The organism is Nostoc sp. S13, from assembly GCF_029379315.1.
Taxonomy (GTDB): Bacteria; Cyanobacteriota; Cyanobacteriia; order Cyanobacteriales; family Nostocaceae; genus Nostoc.
Genome location: NZ_JAQYWQ010000070.1, coordinates 20,202 through 38,018 on the forward strand (window position 1 = coordinate 20,202; position 17,817 = coordinate 38,018).

At 40.7% G+C, this 17,817-nt stretch carries 11 protein-coding genes; 7 read left to right on the forward strand and 4 right to left on the reverse strand.

The annotated features are described in order from the left end of the window. The first annotated feature begins 1,333 nt into the window (after nt 1–1,333). Nucleotides 1,334–3,298: a pentapeptide repeat-containing protein gene (locus PUQ00_RS20335; RefSeq protein WP_300420021.1), complete on the forward strand. Its 1,965-nt coding sequence runs from the start codon at nt 1,334–1,336 to the stop codon at nt 3,296–3,298. Nucleotides 3,299–3,500: 202 nt separating this feature from the next. Then, on the forward strand, nt 3,501–5,015 hold the full coding sequence (gene crtD, locus PUQ00_RS20340) for a C-3',4' desaturase CrtD (RefSeq protein ID WP_300420023.1): 1,515 nt from the start codon (nt 3,501–3,503) through the stop codon (nt 5,013–5,015). Between the two features lie 725 nt (nt 5,016–5,740). On the opposite strand, the gene PUQ00_RS20345 is transcribed toward crtD, so the two are convergent. Then, nucleotides 5,741–6,133, reverse strand: a complete 393-nt coding sequence (locus PUQ00_RS20345) for a hypothetical protein (protein ID WP_300420025.1) — start codon at nt 6,131–6,133, stop codon at nt 5,741–5,743. Nucleotides 6,134–6,593: 460 nt separating this feature from the next. Between PUQ00_RS20345 and PUQ00_RS20350 the strand changes: the two genes are divergently transcribed. The 3 genes from PUQ00_RS20350 (at nt 6,594) to PUQ00_RS20360 (ending at nt 9,705) form a co-directional block, all read left to right on the forward strand. Further along, the gene (locus PUQ00_RS20350) at nt 6,594–7,001 is read left to right on the forward strand and encodes a hypothetical protein (RefSeq protein ID WP_300420026.1); all 408 of its coding nucleotides are present in this window, start codon (nt 6,594–6,596) and stop codon (nt 6,999–7,001) included. A gap of 630 nt (nt 7,002–7,631) precedes the next feature. After that, nucleotides 7,632–8,738, forward strand: a complete 1,107-nt coding sequence (locus PUQ00_RS20355; RefSeq protein ID WP_300420029.1) for a saccharopine dehydrogenase NADP-binding domain-containing protein — start codon at nt 7,632–7,634, stop codon at nt 8,736–8,738. Nucleotides 8,739–9,315: 577 nt separating this feature from the next. Then, nucleotides 9,316–9,705, forward strand: a complete 390-nt coding sequence (locus PUQ00_RS20360; RefSeq protein WP_300420031.1) for a hypothetical protein — start codon at nt 9,316–9,318, stop codon at nt 9,703–9,705. Between the two features lie 187 nt (nt 9,706–9,892). Here PUQ00_RS20360 and PUQ00_RS20365 read toward each other — a convergent pair whose 3' ends face one another. Then, nucleotides 9,893–11,194, reverse strand: a complete 1,302-nt coding sequence (locus PUQ00_RS20365) for a sodium:proton antiporter (protein ID WP_300420033.1) — start codon at nt 11,192–11,194, stop codon at nt 9,893–9,895. Between the two features lie 414 nt (nt 11,195–11,608). Here PUQ00_RS20365 and PUQ00_RS20370 point away from each other — a divergent pair, with 414 nt between their 5' ends. After that, nucleotides 11,609–11,878, forward strand: a complete 270-nt coding sequence (locus PUQ00_RS20370) for a hypothetical protein (protein WP_300420047.1) — start codon at nt 11,609–11,611, stop codon at nt 11,876–11,878. Between the two features lie 276 nt (nt 11,879–12,154). On the opposite strand, the gene PUQ00_RS20375 is transcribed toward PUQ00_RS20370, so the two are convergent. Then, complete coding sequence (locus PUQ00_RS20375; protein ID WP_300420034.1) at nt 12,155–13,294, reverse strand: glycosyltransferase family 4 protein; 1,140 nt, start codon at nt 13,292–13,294, stop codon at nt 12,155–12,157. Between the two features lie 63 nt (nt 13,295–13,357). Then, entirely contained in the window at nt 13,358–14,527 is a 1,170-nt protein-coding gene (locus tag PUQ00_RS20380; protein WP_300420037.1) for a glycosyltransferase family 4 protein, read from the reverse strand. Between the two features lie 677 nt (nt 14,528–15,204). On the opposite strand from PUQ00_RS20380, the gene PUQ00_RS20385 reads away from it, so the two are divergent. Next, nucleotides 15,205–17,586: a hypothetical protein gene (locus tag PUQ00_RS20385; RefSeq protein ID WP_300420039.1), complete on the forward strand. Its 2,382-nt coding sequence runs from the start codon at nt 15,205–15,207 to the stop codon at nt 17,584–17,586. The last annotated feature ends 231 nt before the right edge of the window (nt 17,587–17,817 follow it).

Consider the following 17,817-nt stretch of genomic DNA (forward strand, 5'->3'; position numbering starts at 1 on the left):
GACATATCACCAAACCTCTTAATACAAAGTATTTCTACTCTAAATTTTACGTCACTTAGATCAAGCTAAAAAGGCCTTGATACCATTTTTTTATAAAGATACACAGAATAATACCATCTGGAGATGTCTATTGTCTTATACCGGTTCTCGCTTGAGTAGGTACTGAACCCCACACCCAACCCCCTAAGAGCAAGCGAGGAGAGCAGGGTGGTTTCATACGAAAAAAGAAAAATCCATAAGTCTTGATTTCTCGTTTTGCGGCATGGCTTTTTACCCCTTTCCAAACGTCTCCCCCACCTACGGTGTATACATAATAGGACTTACGCACAAGAGATCCCCCAACCCCCTTAAAAAGGGGGCTTTTAAAGTTCCCCCCTTTTTAAGGGGGGTTAGGGGGGATCTAGGTTTCAGGTTTTGAGTGCGTAAGTCCTGCATAAGTCAAATTACCCCCCTTAATCTCCCCGATATATTGGGGGAAAACAGGAATCTAGTTCCCTCACGCCACATGCTTCAAGTCGGCAAAGCCGCCCAAGGCAGTGGCTCCCCTTGTAAAGGGGAGGGTTAGGGTGGGGTAAAACTGACGTGAAAAACCAGGCGAGTAAACTATTTCAGACTTGTGTATACACCGTAGCGCCCACATGGGGAGAGGCTTTGAAACCCAGTTTTAGTTTTTCTCTGCTTGTATGAAACCACCCTCCTAAGAGCAAGCGAGGAGGGGGTTATGATGTACTTCATTTGAGCCTGACGAACATCGTCTTAATCTTGAGCAGTTATTTCAGTCACAGTTCTAGAGTTCAAACCTAATAGTATACATAAACTGGGTGTTATTGACTAACGTCACGAGTTAGACCGCTCCCGTCACGAGTTAGACCGCTCCCGTCGCGAGGTAGACCACTCCCGTCACGAGTTAGACCGCTCCCGTCGCGAGGTAGACCGCTCCCGTCGCGAGGTAGACCACTCCCGTCACGAGGTAGACCGCTCCCGTCGCGAGGTAGACCGCTCCCGTCGCGAGGTAGACCGCTCCCGTCACGAGGTAGACCGCTACAGTTGCAATATTAATAACTACAGCTTAAGTATGGTGACATCAACTTCAATATTGCTGATGACACCTTAAGCATTCAAAGGTAAGGGCACGCAGTCATGCGCTTCTACGGCGTATTAAATCCAAAACTTTTGTATTTTCCTTATTTTGCCAAAATCCGAAATATTGCACAGCAAACTTGTATAAAATCTCAGTAATACTAATTCTCTCAAATCCGTCACCAAATTCAAACCCCCAAACCCAGATTTAATCTGACTTTCTTAATTACAAATTACGAATTAGTACGCCATTATGCCGCCAGACTACTCCGGTCAAAATCTTCGAGGTCGCTCTTTTAAAGGTCAAAACCTGACTGGGGCAAACTTTAGCAAGGCAGATATTAGAGGAGCAAACTTTACCAACGCGATTCTTAAAGATGCTGACTTCACAGGTGGTAAGGCTGGACTACAGCGACGTTGGACTATTGGGTTGCTTATAGCCTCGTGGCTGATATCGGGAATATCAGGGTTTTTCTCAATCTTAGTTGGTGCATTGGTCGCATATATTTTTGATATCAAAAGCACTCAAAACGTCATCATTGGGATAGTTTCCCTAATTTTGATACTGGTTTTTTGTATTATTACTATTCGTAAGGGTTTAACAGCAGGTTTAGGAGCCTTCGCCTTCGCCGTAGCCGGAGCCTTCGCCGGAGCCGGAGCCTTCGTCGGAGCCGGAGCCTTCGCCGGAGCCTTCGCCGTAGCCGGAGCCTTCGCCGTAGCCGGAGCCTTCGCCGTAGCCGGAGCCGGAGCCGTAGCCGGAGCCTTCGCCGGAGCCTTTACATTATTTACCGCTTACATTGGCTGGCGTAGTTTAACGGGAGATGAAAAAGATCCTTGGATTCGCTCATTTGCTCTCGCCTTTGCTGCGACAGGTGGAACTAGCTTCCGCAATGCCGATTTAACCGATGCTGATTTTACTGGTGCAACCCTAAAAAACACAGATTTTAAAAAAGCAAACCTAATACGCACTCGTTTTTATGAAGCAAAAAAACTTGACTTTGCCAGAGTTGACGACACCATATTAACTAAATTAGCTATTCTAAAATTACTCGTCACTGGTAATGGTCGAGGAAAATCTTATGCTCGTGCAAACCTGAAAGGCGCTAACCTGATAGGTGCAGATTTAAAAGAAGCGAATCTAGAAAATGCTGATATTACAGAAGCCACCTTCCAAGGCGCTTGTTTAGAGCGGGCAAACCTAACTTTAGCTCAAGCTGTAGGTACTAACTTCACCAGCGCCCAAATGACAGGTGCTTGTGTCGAAGCGTGGAATATTGAAAGTACAACCAAATTAGATAATATAGATTGTCGTTTTATCTATCTTCTCGAAAACCCCAAGCCTGGAACCGATGACCGCGAACGCCGTCCCAGTAGTGGCGAATTTCAACCAAGAGAATTTACCAAGCTGTTTGAAGAGGTTTTAAATACTGTTGATTTAATTTTCCGTAATGGCATTGATTGGAAAGCTTTTGTTAACGCCTTCCAAACAGTACAAAATCAAAATGAAGACACAGAATTAGCTCTACAGAGTATTGAAAATAAAGGTGATGGCGTAGTAGTCGTTAAAGTTGGTGTACCTGATGGTGCTGATAAAGAAAAGATTCATAGTGATTTTACACAAAGTTATCAACTGGCATTGCAAGCTGTAGAAGAAAAATATAAAGCACAATTACAAGCAAAAGATGAGCAGATAGTCGTTTATCGCCAACAAAGTGGAGAGATGGCAGAGATTGTAAAATTATTAGCAAATAAACCTATAAATGTTCAAGTTGACAATAAAGTTGAGAATAAAAATATGACTAACAGTAATGATGCCAGTCGCAAAATTGAAATTGGCAGCGTTGGCAGAGATTTTAATGCCAGTGGACAAGCTTTAAATTTAGGTGATATTAGCGGTACGGTAACAAATACCATCAACGAGTTACCAGCGTCACCCGAACCAGATAAACCGGGAATTAAGGAATTGTTGACGCAATTGCAAGCAGCGATTGAGGCTGATACAAATTTAGCGCCAGAAGATAAAGCCGAGGCATTAGAGCAAGTGAAAGCCTTAGCTGAAGCCGGGAAAAGTCCTCAAGAAGGTGCGGTGCAAAAGGCGGCGAAAACGGCTATAAAGATTTTAAAAGGGACAATTTCTAGTTTACCAAGTGCCACAAAGTTGGTTGAACAGTGCAGCAATCTATTGCCGTTGATTTCAAATTTTTTGGGTTTAGGATGATCCGCCCGTGATTCACTTTGACCTCTCTCCAAACCTCTCTCCTAAGAGGAGAGAGGCTTTGAATCTTACTCCCCTTCCCTTATAGGGAAGGGGTTGGGGGTTAGGTGTGTATTCTATCAACTGAGAAATCGCACCCCATTTAACTTAAAGATTAAGGTAAAATTATAATTAAAAGTATTAAGAATTTTAAAGAAACTAATCAATGTCCAGCATTTCTCTTGACAAAAGTAACTCTCATGTCGTCGTTATCGGTGCGGGAATAGGTGGACTGACTGCTGGAGCATTATTAGCTCATAGAGGTTACAGCGTCTTAATTTTGGATCAGGCTCTCGTACCAGGAGGCTGTGCTTCAACGTTTAAACGCCAGGGATTTACCTTTGATGTGGGAGCAACTCAGGTGGCGGGGTTGGAACCAGGAGGCATTCACCACCGCATTTTCTCAGAATTATCAATAGATTTACCCGCCGCAACGCCTTGTGATCCTGCCTGTGCAGTGTATTTACCTGGAGAAAGCACACCGATTAATATCTGGCGCGACCAACAGAAATGGCAAGAGGAACGACAAAAACAGTTTCCCGGTAGCGAACCTTTCTGGGAATTGATGGCAACTTTATTTAATGCCAGTTGGGAATTTCAAGGACGTGATCCGGTGCTACCACCACGTAATTTATGGGATTTGTGGCAGCTAACGCAAGCGGTGCGTCCCAGTACATTAATTACCGTACCCTTCACCTTGTTGACGGTAGGAGATGCTTTACGATTATGTGGACTGGGGAATAACCAACGACTGAGAACTTTTTTAGATTTGCAACTGAAGCTATACTCTCAGGTGGATGCAGAAGAAACAGCATTACTTTATGCCGCAACAGCGTTGAGTGTATCCCAACTACCTCAAGGATTGTTTCACCTCCAGGGAAGTATGCAAGTACTAAGCGATCGCCTGGTACAATCTTTAGAAAGAGATGGCGGCAAATTGTTGATGCGCCACACTGTAGAAGAAATCAAAGTAGAGAATGGCAAAGCTACTGCTGTAGTCATTAAAAATCAAAAAACTGGCGAAGTCTGGACAGAAGCAGCCGACGACATAGTTACTAACGTCACTGTGCAAAACTTGGTACAGTTATTGGGAGAACAAGCGCCATCTGGTTATCAAAATCGGGTGGAAAAACTGCCTCAAGCATCGGGCGCGTTTGTGGTGTATTTAGGTGTAGATGCCAGTGCGATTCCCCTTGGGTGTCCTCCCCATCTACAATTTATGTACGATGCTGATGGCCCGATTGGCGAGAATAATTCCCTATTTGTTTCCGTCAGTCATCCTGGAGACGGTCGCGCACCGGAGGGGAAAGCGACAATTATCGCTTCTTCATTTGTAGACCCGACACCGTGGTGGCAAACTGATGATTATGAAGGACTCAAACAAAAGTTTACCTTGCAAGCGATTGCTCGTCTTGCCCAATATTTCTACCTCAAACCAGAAACTATTATTCATCAAGAAGCGGCAACACCCCGCACCTTTGCCCATTTTACAGCCCGCGATCGCGGTATAGTTGGTGGCATAGGTCAAAGGATTCCGACCTTTGGCCCCTTTGGATTCGCTAATCGTACACCAATCCAGCATCTATGGTTAGTTGGTGACTCCACCCATCCCGGCGAAGGTACTGCTGGAGTGAGTTATTCGGCGCTGACAGTAGTCAGGCAAATTCAAGCCCAAATGTAGTAAAATGTCAAGTTATTTTTGAAGGTTTGTAGTAAGCACTTTAGGGGTTCAGCCGGGATACCCGCAAAATGGGACACCTTGTAAAGTTCTGTAACGGATGTCAAGCCAAACCCTTGATATACGGTTGTTTAAATCCCAAGCTTTACTTTATTCCTTCAGTTGAAACATTCCCAAAAATGATTGTTTATGGGCAAGTTTGAGGCACTGAAAGGGATGAAGAGTTGATTTTACCGTGCAAAATTTTGATTGTCCCGATATCATTTATAGGCAAGTTGGTAAATCAATAAAACACGCTCTGCAACAAAAATTTACAACGTGTCTTGTTTTGCGCGTATCCCGGCTGAACCCCGTTTACTGAAACGCTCCGGGCGTACCCGCTCGCCTTCAGATGATCGCACTCAACCACCAAAAATAAAACCCCACAGCTAGAGACGCGTTACGGGGTGAGAATTGGGGTTATGTGGAATTTGTTAATCGTGTTCTTTGTACAGTCCTGTCTGTTTTAGCGTGTCCTGTAGCTTATGGTAGGTCGCTAAGGATGGGTGGGATTTTGGTTAATTGCTATTTCAAATCCTTCGTTGAGGTTGTCTACTTTTGTGTTTCATTCTCTAATTGTGTTGCAAAAACTTTTGTACTCACTACATAAAGTAGATTACTAGAAAAGTTTTAAATTTCAATCTTCTATATCTAGTGTGTATCTGATTATTTGCAACATAATTAAAATGTTAAAAGTTAAATGTACCGTTGGGATTTGCATTTATTACCCAAAAGCCTCTGTTGCGATCTATACAAATAAGGTCATAATTAACGTCGTAATTCTGCTTTACAGCCATAATATATGAACCTTCATGAGTACACCAGTTTGTTTTTGCGTAGAAATGTTCACCATCGGAATAATTAATCCATTTAGAACCTGCTTTATCATAGCAAAGAGCATCTATGCCTTCATCAGCGTCAAATTTCCCAAACACTATTCGTGCGCCAGCATGTACACACCAACCTGGGGGGGTAACATTTACATCAGCTAAAGATTTTTGGTTCGTCAAACATATACTAAATGCTGAAATTGCAACTGTGCTTGCTAAACTAAAGGCTTTAAAAAGTTTAGATGTCTTCATAATTAGATTTCTCCACAAAAGTTATTATCCGAAGACTTAAATTATTTGCTGGTATTCGCAGAAAATTAATTAAATACATTACAAAATTTTACACACTCATTCTTAGAGGATGTTTGAAAAGGGCTGTCTTGACCCTCAAGTTTTAACCAGCGTTATAACCGTTGAATAACAGCATATTTTAATAAGGTGACAATTGTATATAGGCAGTAAAAATATTACAAAAATTCATTATCGATTGTTACTTCACTATCTCAAGTTCCGAGAGATGCCCATTCCTCAGCCCCTCATAGACTGATTCTGCAACGCCCGTAGTTTTACGATCGCTCTCTGTCCGTTTAAGGTCGTGCCGATGCCCCATGCCGACCATCTCTATATTTCTTGCTCATTCCCGCAATTTAGGCACAAAACTGAACGAAGAAGAGTAAAATTTTCTTCATAGAGTAGATTGAGTCTAATAGTTGTGAACAAAGTTGCAATAGTTCTGACTTTAATGATGATTTTGGGTGCTTGTATCGTTTTAATCAATACTAGGATCAAAACTAAGACTATTGTTTATGGGAACGATGGTCTGTATGGAGGCATTATTTTGCAAGCCAATGGTTCTACTACTGAAACCATCCAACTCAAAGACGTTAGCAATCGCTCCTTAAATACTAAGGTAGAGCTAAAGGTTCGGCGGGGTACTGTTTATCTTGAATTATTGGATGACAAAGGGCAACCTACATCTTCACTGGTAGCAACACCCGGAAAGCCAGCCTTGAGTAAAGGTTATTTAGTAGCTGATGTATCTAGTGTCGTCAAATATAGGATTACTGCAATTGAGGCACAAAACATTGAGTATTCGTTTATAATAAATGACTCTGATTAACTAAAAATCGAAGGTAATCAGCTTTTGTACAATTCACTCAAAACGGTAGGATTCTCATAGTCAAATTCTGATAAGTAAAATATTAGTTCCTGCTACCGCCCCCGCGATAGTTTTGTAAGTCAATCCGATTCTGCGATCGCAATTGTTGAGTCTCAAGGGGCAGATAATTTACCCCTCTTCTTTTCGCGTGGATTTATGTCAACTAATTCCGCTCTTGCCCAGGGCTCAATAAATTCTGAGACAGAAAAGTTTTCTAATTTGGCTGCATCGCTGATTAACTTTTTTGCGGTTGGGGTTCAGCCGGGATACGCGCAAAACAAGACACGTTGTAAATTTTTGTTGCAGAGCGTGTTTTATTGATTTACCAACTTGCCTATAAATGATATCGGGACAATCAAAATTTTGCACGGTAAAATCAACTCTTCATCCCTTTCAGTGCCCATTTTGCGGGTATCCCGGCTGAACCCCTAAAGTGCTTAGAAAATAAGGACGCTTTGTGCTTACTACGAACTTGTTTACAACTGTTAGATAGAGCAAAAATTTTATTAAATGCTATAAATCATACTTATAACCGATGGCAAACAGGACAGAAAACTGATGAAATAAAGTTAGTATTGCGAATCTTGAGTAATGACAGACAGCGTTTTAATTCTTGGTGGACGGGGGCGGATTGGTAGTAGTGTTGCTCAGGATCTAGCTACCCATACGCAGGCACAAATTACGATTACTGGACGTTCTGCGGAGTTTGGGAGGGCTGTCAGCTTATCTTCGGGAGGACAAGTGCAGTTTTTGGTATTGGACTTGGCAGAACTTGACAAGCTGCGAGATGCGATCGCAAACTCTAAGTTAGTCATTCACTGTGCTGGCCCATTTCACTATCGAGATACTAATGTTCTCGAAACCTGTATTGCTCAAGGCGTTAATTATGTAGATGTCAGCGACCATCGTTCCTATACCAGTAAAGCTCTCAATTATCATCAACAAGCTGCTGCTGCTGGTGTAACGGCAATTATTAATACTGGCATTTTTCCTGGTATTTCTAACAGCATGGTACGTCAGGGGGTTGAACAATTTGATAAACCAGAAAAGATCCATTTAAGTTATTTAGTTTCGGGTTCTGGTGGTGCTGGTATTACAGTAATGCGGACAACTTTTCTGGGGTTGCAGTATCCTTTTGAGACTTGGATAAATGGAAAATGGGAGATAATCAAGCCTTATAGTGAAAGAGAAATAGTTGAGTTTCCACCTCCCTATGGACGCAGCGGAGTTTACTGGTTTGATATGCCAGAAACCTTTACACTGCCGAAAGCCTTCCCATCAGTAAAAACTGTAATTACTAAGTTTGGCTCTGTTCCCGATTTTTACAATCACCTAACTTGGATTGCGGCACACGTTTTTCCCAAGTGGTTAATGCAGCGTCGTTACATGATTGAATTTCTGTCTCATGTCAGCCATTCGATGACAGATGTTACTAATAATTTTAGTGGAATTGGGGTAGCAGTTCGTTCAGAAGTTACAGGTCAAAAAAATGGTGAAACAGCCGTTTATTGTTCAACTGTAGTCCATGAAAATACAGCCGTGGCTTCTGGTTGCGGCACGGGTAGTATTGCCCAATTATTGCTAGAAGGTAAACTCAAGAAACCAGGTGTTTTTGCTGTGGAAGAAGCACTACCAACAAATTTATTTGAAGAGGTGATGCAAAGCCGAGGAATTAAAATTAATCACAGTTGGTTATAGCTTAATACGCTAGGGTTAAGCACGCAAACTAAAGGGCTGATCATTCATTTGAAAATCTCTTTATATAATAGACTTATCCGGAAATGAGAACTTTATTTGGCTGAAACCTAGCTCTGGAGAGGGTTTTAGAGGTTCCTGTTTTATATAAGCTAAAAAGCCAGCTATGTAAGGGTTTCAGCTATTTTGAGGTTTATTTGTGGATAAGTCTAATAGACATCTCCAGAAATTAAATATGCGTTATCTAGAACTTTTATAGAGATGCGAAATTTCGCGTCTCTACATTCTTTTTCGGAGATGTCTAATAGAGTGAAAATTTCAGTCCACTTGAGTGGACTTGAGCTATTAGCCCTGAACTAAAGTTCAGGGCAGGATATTAGTAAGCACGATAACTTAACTATGACAAAGTAGTGCTAAGTCTTAAAAGGTTTTGATAGGATTAACTGAACTATAGGTAAAAATTAATATACCCTGCGATAGAAGGAAGAACTGTACCTAAACACTTAGGATGCCTGTGAGCCTTAAATATTGAATATATTTATACATGACCAAGGCTCATAAAAAAACAGGAGGTTTTTTCATGCAAAAAATTCTATTAACTTTAAAGCAAGCCTTACGTTCAAGCTTTTTGGTAGTTGGCTTAATAATTTTCATCAGCTTGTCAGGTTCCTTCATTTTCGTTCAGCAAGCTAGTTATGCAACTACTCTTGAAGAATTAAAGCTAGTACCTCCAGAGTATAAACCAAATTCTGAAGAAAAAATTAATCGTGCTAACGAATATGACCCAGGTGTTGGCGTTCAAGAAGAAAACCGAGAAGAAGCTTATGAGCAAGCAATAAAAGATTCCAAAAACCTTAATACTATAGAGAAGACTTACGAAAGGAATTTGAAAGCTGAGAGAGAACAAAATCCCCCAGAAAGTTTCGGTGAGAAAGCGAAAGAAGTTCTTGAAAAGGTGACAGGTAACTAGGAAATATAAACCTAATTCCTAACTCTTTTCCGTCCCTTGGCGGAAACTAAGATTCAAAGCCTCTTTCCTAAAAGGAGAGAGGTTTGGAAAACTAAATAGTTGGGTGTGTTCTGCCAAAGGCTAATGCACCTTAAATTATTGATGGTGCATTACGCTAAAGCGATAACACACCCTATAAAAATCGCTTTTATTCAAATTCATCTATTGTGGCGGGAGGAGTAGTCTTTTTCTGATTAGTAAGATTGTGTTCATACCACTTCATTAATGGAGTTGTACTAATTCCATGCACGATCACCGAAACTACAATAGTAGTGTAAGTTATCCAAGCAATTTTTTCGCCTGCTTCACCTTTTAAGCCATGACCAAACGCATAGGCAAGATAATATAAAGAACCAACACCGCGAATACCAAACCATCCAAATAATAACCGAGTTCCTGGGTGCAAGGTTCGGCGTTGTGATTCTAGAGGGCGTTTACCTATTGTGCTAATCCAAACTCCTACAGGTCTGATTATAAAGAATAACAAAATTATCACTATCAAAGATTGCATAGCATAATTGAGCATTGGTTTGAATAATAATATTGACCCCAATAGTAAAATTGTCCCAACTTCCAGCAGCTTTTCAATTTGCTCAACAAATTCCAATTGTGCTAGCGGTTTTTCAGGATTTTTTCTGTAACTGCGTTGCACAACTAACCCAGCCACAAATACTGCTAGGAATCCATAGCCATTAATCATTTCTGTTAAGGAATAAGTTAGTAAAATTGTGCTGATAGCAATAAAATCTTCCATTAACTCATCGGTAGCACGGCGTTTTTGAATTTTTTGTTCAATGAAAACTATAGATTTGGCAACAACAATTCCCATTACAATACCAGATGCGATCGCCCAAATCAAATCAACTGTAATCCACTGTTGAAACCAGTTGCTCCAGTTGTCATCTTTTAATGCATGAATGCCAAAATAAACGAAGGGAAAAGCTAAAGCATCATTTAACCCACCTTCAGAAGTTAAACCAAATCTTAACTCATCTTGGTCATTTGTATCGGTCAGTTGTACTTCTGATGCTAATACTGGATCTGTGGGTGCGAGAATTGCTCCTAATAAAATCGCTTCTCCCCAATTCATCCCTAAAAACAATTTACCCACAACAGCCAGAGCAAAAATTGAAATTGGCATCAGAAATACAATCAATCGCACCGTAATATCCCAAACGCCCAACCTTAGAGGACGAACAATTCTTAAGCCGCAGCTAAATACAGAAATAATTACTACAAGTTCTGTTATTTTTTCCAGCAATTCGGTGTTGAAAACTTGATCTCGACGTAATTGAACCAGCCCTAAGCCGTAAGGGCCTAGAAAAATACCAACTAGTAGGTAGATAATCGCAAAAGAAAGAGGTAAGCGAGCAATCCAACCTGACCCTAATGTGACCATCAGCAAAAGTAGACCAATGACAAATAAGTCAATAATATAGATATCTACCATATAGCGATTTATATAAAAATTAGGTGTTGCTTTGTAAGCTTAGTTGCAATAGCTTTGTATTATAAATAACCTATAGGCAGATTTTCTGGGATTGGGGATTGCGATCGCCCACCCAATTGCAAAAGAAGGGAATAGATAAATTTGGCGTTGGCTTTGCCCGACGTAGGCATTGCGCTTTGATTATTCGCGTCTTGATTAAAACATAGCCCCTAAAACAATCAGGTGTCGCCCGGAAATATCGCTAATACACGCCTATATGCTCATCCTAATGGTCTATCTTTTTTACTTTCTCACTCAGACATCGCCCCACTTTAGTACAAATATACTATAATATAGATAGCGTCCACAAAGCCTAGCCAAATGCCTAACGGCTCTGTGAAAACCTTCTGGAAGATGGATTCAAGGGTTAGTTCGATGATGAAACATTACATTCTCAACCTCAATCCGACTGCCAAGCATGAATGGGATCGGTGTATTTTACGTGATCCGTTGACTGCCAAACGCCCAGACATTGCCAAATTAATTGCTGAAGCGGTTGGTGCTGATACAGGCAGTTATTTGGTGAGCGTGAGTATCGAAGTTCAAGTTTTGGAACAAGCAGCAGTACCTCAAGCCGAACAACTCTCGCTTTTATTTCCAGAGGTGAGTGTGCCGTCACAACCACAACTGCGGGAAGTGGCTTGAGCTACAGTGCAGAGTTTAGCATCAAATAATTAGCCTGCATAAGCAGGCTTACTTCCTATACCCGCAGACTTGAGTCTGAGGTGGGATAGCAACGAAGCGGGGAATTTGCCATATATTGGTAATCACAAAAGTTCAAGTCTAGAGTTATCCAAACAAAATCGGTAATTATAGATTAGACATCTCCGAAAAAGAATGTAGAGACGCGAAATTTCGCGTCTCTACAAGGGTTCTAGATAACGCGTCTTTAATTTCTGGAGATGTCTATTAACCAGGTAATTATAATCTCTGAGATAGCAGTTGAGCAATTTGCTGATTAATAATTGCCACATCAAAACGCTCACTAGCAGTAATCCTGGCATTATTGGCTATAGTTGCAGTTATTTCCTTCTCCTGATGACAGGTGATAATTACTTGTGCAAGTTCCTGGGGTTCTCCTGGTGTGACTAAAAAACCATTAAGCCCATGTTCTACTAATTCCATTACACCTCCAGCTTTTGCTGCAACTACAGGTTTTCCGCATAGCATTGCCTCTACAATGACTCTACCAAAGGGTTCTGGGGAAGTAGAAGTATGTGCCACCAAGTCACAAGCTGCCATTAACTGGGGAATCTCAGAACGAAATCCTAAAAATTTGACGCGGTTTTCTAGTCCTAATTTAGCAACTTGTTGATGTAACTTTTGGACGTAATCTTGTTCGCCAAACAGTGCATCACCCACTAAAATTGCCGTCACCTCTTGCGGACATTTAGCAAGGGCATCAATTAAAATATGCTGCCCTTTCCAAGGTGCAAGACGGCTAAAGTGGCCGACGACAAATTTTCCTGACAATCTTAACTGCTGCCGTAATTTATTAATGTCAGACTCATTAGTTTGATAGGTTTTTGGGTCAAAGCCGTTATAGACAACTTCGATAATATCTGGTTGTCCTCCTGCTTGCAAAAAGGCTGTTTGACTAGCTTGGGAATTAGCAATTACTAATGATGCAAAACGATTAGCTAAGTTAACAGCGATGCGAAGATTAGTTTGGCTGAAATGTTCTTTAGAAAGAATATCATGTAAATGATAAACCAAAGGGCGACGACTGAAAAAACTTGCTAATGCTCCGACAACTAATGCTTTTTGGGTGTTGGCATAGATTAAATCGTATTCACGCGCTTTTTTAACTACCTTAGTAATCAAAGGTGTAAGTTGTCCCAGACTCTTTAATCCTTGTACTAAACTGCTTTCTTTGCGAACTTCGATTGCTTGAGTTGCGAGAACTTCTACTGGAATATGATTTTGCTTTAGTAAATCTTTAAATGATCCATCTGCAAATAAACCTACTAAAGCGCGATCGCCATATGGTTTAGCAATATCTATTAAACATAATTCGGCACCGCCTGGTTTACCGCTTTGGTCTAGGAAAAAAATTCTCATTAAACCTCTATTTTATCTAATTTGATTTACGTAGCGCCCCTAATATTTATTAAATTCACTTGTTTAAGCTAATAAAATCTTCCGTACTTGTTGGGCAATTTTATTCCAATCATAGTGTGTGCTGGCGTACTGGCGACAGGCTGATCGTGAAGGTATGGGGATATTTCCCAATAGTGCTTGCTCTAATTTTTCAGCAATAGCTGAAGCTTCGGTCAAAGTAGTAATTAAATCGGGTGAAAATTCTGATAAAATTTCTGGCATTCCTCCAACTGGGGTACATAAAACAGGAGTACCACAGGCTAGAGACTCGATTATTACTAATCCAAACCCTTCAAAAGATTGACTAGGCATGATAGTTAATTCAGCAGCTTGGTAAGCTATAGGTAATTGCTCATCAGGTAGGAAACCTAAAAATTTAACGTTGTCGTCTAATCCTAATTCTGTAGCCTGTTGTTGTAGTGCAGCTTGGATGTGACCACGACCTGCGATCGCTAGCCAAACATCTGGTATTCTGGGCTTAATTATAGCCAGAGCTTGCAATAGTTTATCAACTCCTGTTCGATGTACTAAGCGGCGTGATGTAAATAGGATACGGCGATTATTTGGCCAGCCTAGCTGTTTACAAGCCTCTTGCGGTGAAAAATTTGGTTGAAACCAATTAATATCAACTCCACCAGGAATAACATTAATTTTACTCCACGGTACTTGATATTTCTGATGTAAAATTTTACCAAATGCTTTGCTCAAAACAATGAAGCGATCGCAGCGATTATAAGTGTTTTGTTCTATTACCCAGTGTTTGATCAAAAGACTGAGATTTTTATTAACTACCTCTTGCTGACTCTCAGAAGCCCAAGGGCCATGAAAGTTAAAAGTAACTGGTACTCCCTTTGGTAAAATATCTAAAATAGGAAAGCTGTATAATGCAAAGTGCAAATTAATAGCATCTGGTTTGCTTGTTCTTGTTTTCTGAAAGTTAGTGCGAATCGACCATAATCTTTGCCAAATAGCACTATCGGGACTCGCCAAGTTAGTCAGCTTAATCGGCGAATTTAGTTCAGTCTCTGGTAGACCGACTCCGCATAATTCAACCTGGTCTTGATTTGCTGCTAATTTATGAGTTAGTTCATAAATATACCTTTCTAGTCCTCCAGGACTTTTGGGAAACCAGCCTAATCCAAGAGTGAGAATAGATGCAGATGCTGAATCAAAACTTTCTTGTTGATTTTCCATCAATGTGTCTCCTATAAATATATTAAAACAGTAGGGGCAGAGCAATGCTGTACCCTACAGCCTGTTCTATCCCAATCTAAATTACTAGAATTTCCGAATACACATTACCAATAAGAGTTTTTTCATAGAACACCAATTTATAAACTATTTATATACCAACGTCAACAATGAATTAAAACCTGTGTTTTTATTAACCAGATAACACTGACTAGGACAGATATGATACCTACCAATCAAGGAAGGTAAATGGTAGAGAGTGGGAGGGATAATCCACTATAAATCAATAATTTTTAAAGTATTTTGTATTAATTTTTACTATTTGTATGGAAAAGCAAGTAACTATTAGTACATTCAACAATCTTTTTTAAGATCAGCTAAAAATCTTTTAATTTGCATCCTCAAAAAAATGAATCTCTTGTGGGGTGGGCATCTTGCCCGTCCTAGTTGTGCAAATTAAATGCGCGACAGCTTATTAACTGAAGTTTGAAATAACCATGTGATTTTTATAAAGTTTATGTAAATAGTAAATTTTTAATCTGGAATATTTGTTATGGATATATCATCCGATGTCTTACCCTAAATGACTTGTATATTATCCAGTTAGAAATAGTTATCTTTTTTTGTGCGGATTTGAGAAATAATGTTTGTATATAAATAATTAAAAGCTTAAAAATTATATGAAAAATAAATTAATGACGCAGTTAGTAAAACTCCGTCACAAGGTCAATCAGCAGATAAAAAAAATATCTAATACTAGATATTTACAAAGAAGTAACACTTTCAACTTTTTACTCAGTCTGATAGTTGCAGTCATTGTTACTACCTTTGGAATTACAACAGACTGGGCGACAACTGGAACACGCACGCTTACCTACAAAACATCGTCGATAAGTAATACTATTAGCAGTAAAAATCTGCGGGTACAAAACAATACTGAAACACCCACGCTTAATTACAAAACATCGCCGATAAATAATACTATTGTCAGTGAAAACCTGCGGGTACAAAATAATACTGCAACACCCACGCTTAACTATAAAACATCGTGGATAGGTAATACTTTTGGCAGTGGAAATCTGCGGGTACAAAACAATATTGAGGCAATGTATGTTGCCACTGATGGCACAGTTTATACCAATAGCCATTGGGATGAAGCGGGAATGGAGGCAGCAATATATAAGGATGGTAAGGTTATTGGTGCTATTGGAGATACTCACGGCTGGAGTCGTGGTGGTGGCAAAGCTGTAACAGCAAATAGTAAATATGTTTACATTGCCATGAATCAAGGTTCGAGGGGCAAAACAAATGAAGATTACCCCCCAGAAGGAATAAGTTGGCATTGCGTTAGACGTTATGACTTGTCAGGAAAACCTGCGCCGTTTGCTAATGGGCGTGGCTGGGATAAAAGTATGTTGATTACCAGCACCAAAAGTGAAGTCACTGGATTAGCAACTGTGGCAAGCGAGTTGTATGTTAGTGATTTTGCTACTAACCGGATTCGTGTCTATGATACTGATACGATGAAGGAACTCCGCAGCTTTACCGTTACTAATCCCGGAGCAATAACTATTGATCCACAAAAAAATCTGTGGATTATTCAAAGCAAAAATGGTAGTAATTCTGCCAAAATTGTCCATTATTCCCAAAGTGGAAAGCAATTGCCCCAACAGATTGCAGATATCGTCGAACCAACTGCGATCGCAATTGATCATCAAGGTAAGCTGTTAGTGGCAGAAAATGGCCCACGTCAGCAAATGTTGATTTATGACATCAAAAGCCAGCCGGTGCAAGTAGGTAGTTTCGGCAGTAAGGGCGGTATCTATGCAGGAGTTCCTGGAGAAGTTGGAGATTTGAAACTTTATGGACTTACGGGAGTCGGTACAGATGCTTCAGGCAATATCTATATAAATAGTGATGGCTTTAACAAATCAGGAACAGATTTGCGGAAATTTTCGCCATCGGGAAAACTAATGTGGCGATCGCTAGGATTGATATTCGTCGATAATGCAGATGCTGATCCTAAAAATGATGGTGTAGATTTATTCACCAAACAAGAACACTATTTGATGAACTATAGTAAGCCTGCTGGTAAGCAATGGACTTACAAAGGCTACACCTTAAATGCTTTCAAATATCCTCAAGATCCACGACTGCATACATCGCCAGATGGAACCTTTGTTCGCCGCATCCAAGGGAAACCGTTTTTGTTCCTTACAGATATGTATAGCAGCTTTCTGCAAATATATCGTTTTAATCCAGCCACAGATGGCCAAGTTGCCATCCCAGCCGGAATGTTTGTCGGTACTAGTGGCGCAGATAAAAAACTTCTCACCGGAAATTGGCCACCGCAGCAACCAGAACAAGGCGAATGGATCTGGCGCGATCGCAACGGTAATGGTAGATTTGAAAAAAACGAATACGATCGCAGCAAAGATTATCCCTATCTCGGCGGCTGGTGGGTAGACAGCAAAGGAGATGTTTGGAAAGCTTTGCGAACACAAGATGGCACTGCTATCCGACACTATCCTTTACAGGGAATAGATCCTAAAGGCAACCCCATCTACAGCTATAGTTCGATGGAAAAGCAAACTACTCCCAGCATATTTAACGACTTGCGGCGGCTCGAATATTTCCCCCAAACAGATACCATGTATTTGTCAGGCTTCACAGTAGATCACCCTGCCTTCGGCGACGATACAGGAGTTGCTGGATCTGAGATTGCCCGTTTTAACAATTGGAGTCAAGGAAATCGTACTCCCCTCTGGCGGATTGTGATTCCCTACGACACCACCGGCAAACGCGAAGTGTCTACGGCTGCAATGAGTGTGGCAAAAGATTATGTATTCACCGTGACAGTTAAAACCGCAGAGGTATATGTCTACAATGCAAAAACGGGAGTGCAAGTACAACAGTTAAAACCAGGCCCAGAAGTTGGAAGCGAAAGTGGCTGGATTGATATACCCTACGGTATCCGCGCTTTTCGTCGTTCAAATGGTGAGTATTTGGTATTTGTGGAAGAAAATTGGAAAGGAAAAGTGATTGTGTATCGGCTGGCCTGACTTTTCACGGGATGTGGAAAGTCAGTATAGGCTTGCCCCAAAGTTACGGGTTTGGAACCAGACATAGACTTTCTGGAGCGATCGCTTCTTTCTGATCACCCTTATTACCCCCAATCATGGACATTAAAAAGCGCCCTTCCGAAAGGAGGGCGCTTTTTGATTTAGCTAAACTTTAATATTTAACCGTTGATAGCAGGAGCGGTTAGAGCCACAGGAGCAAAATCACCAGCA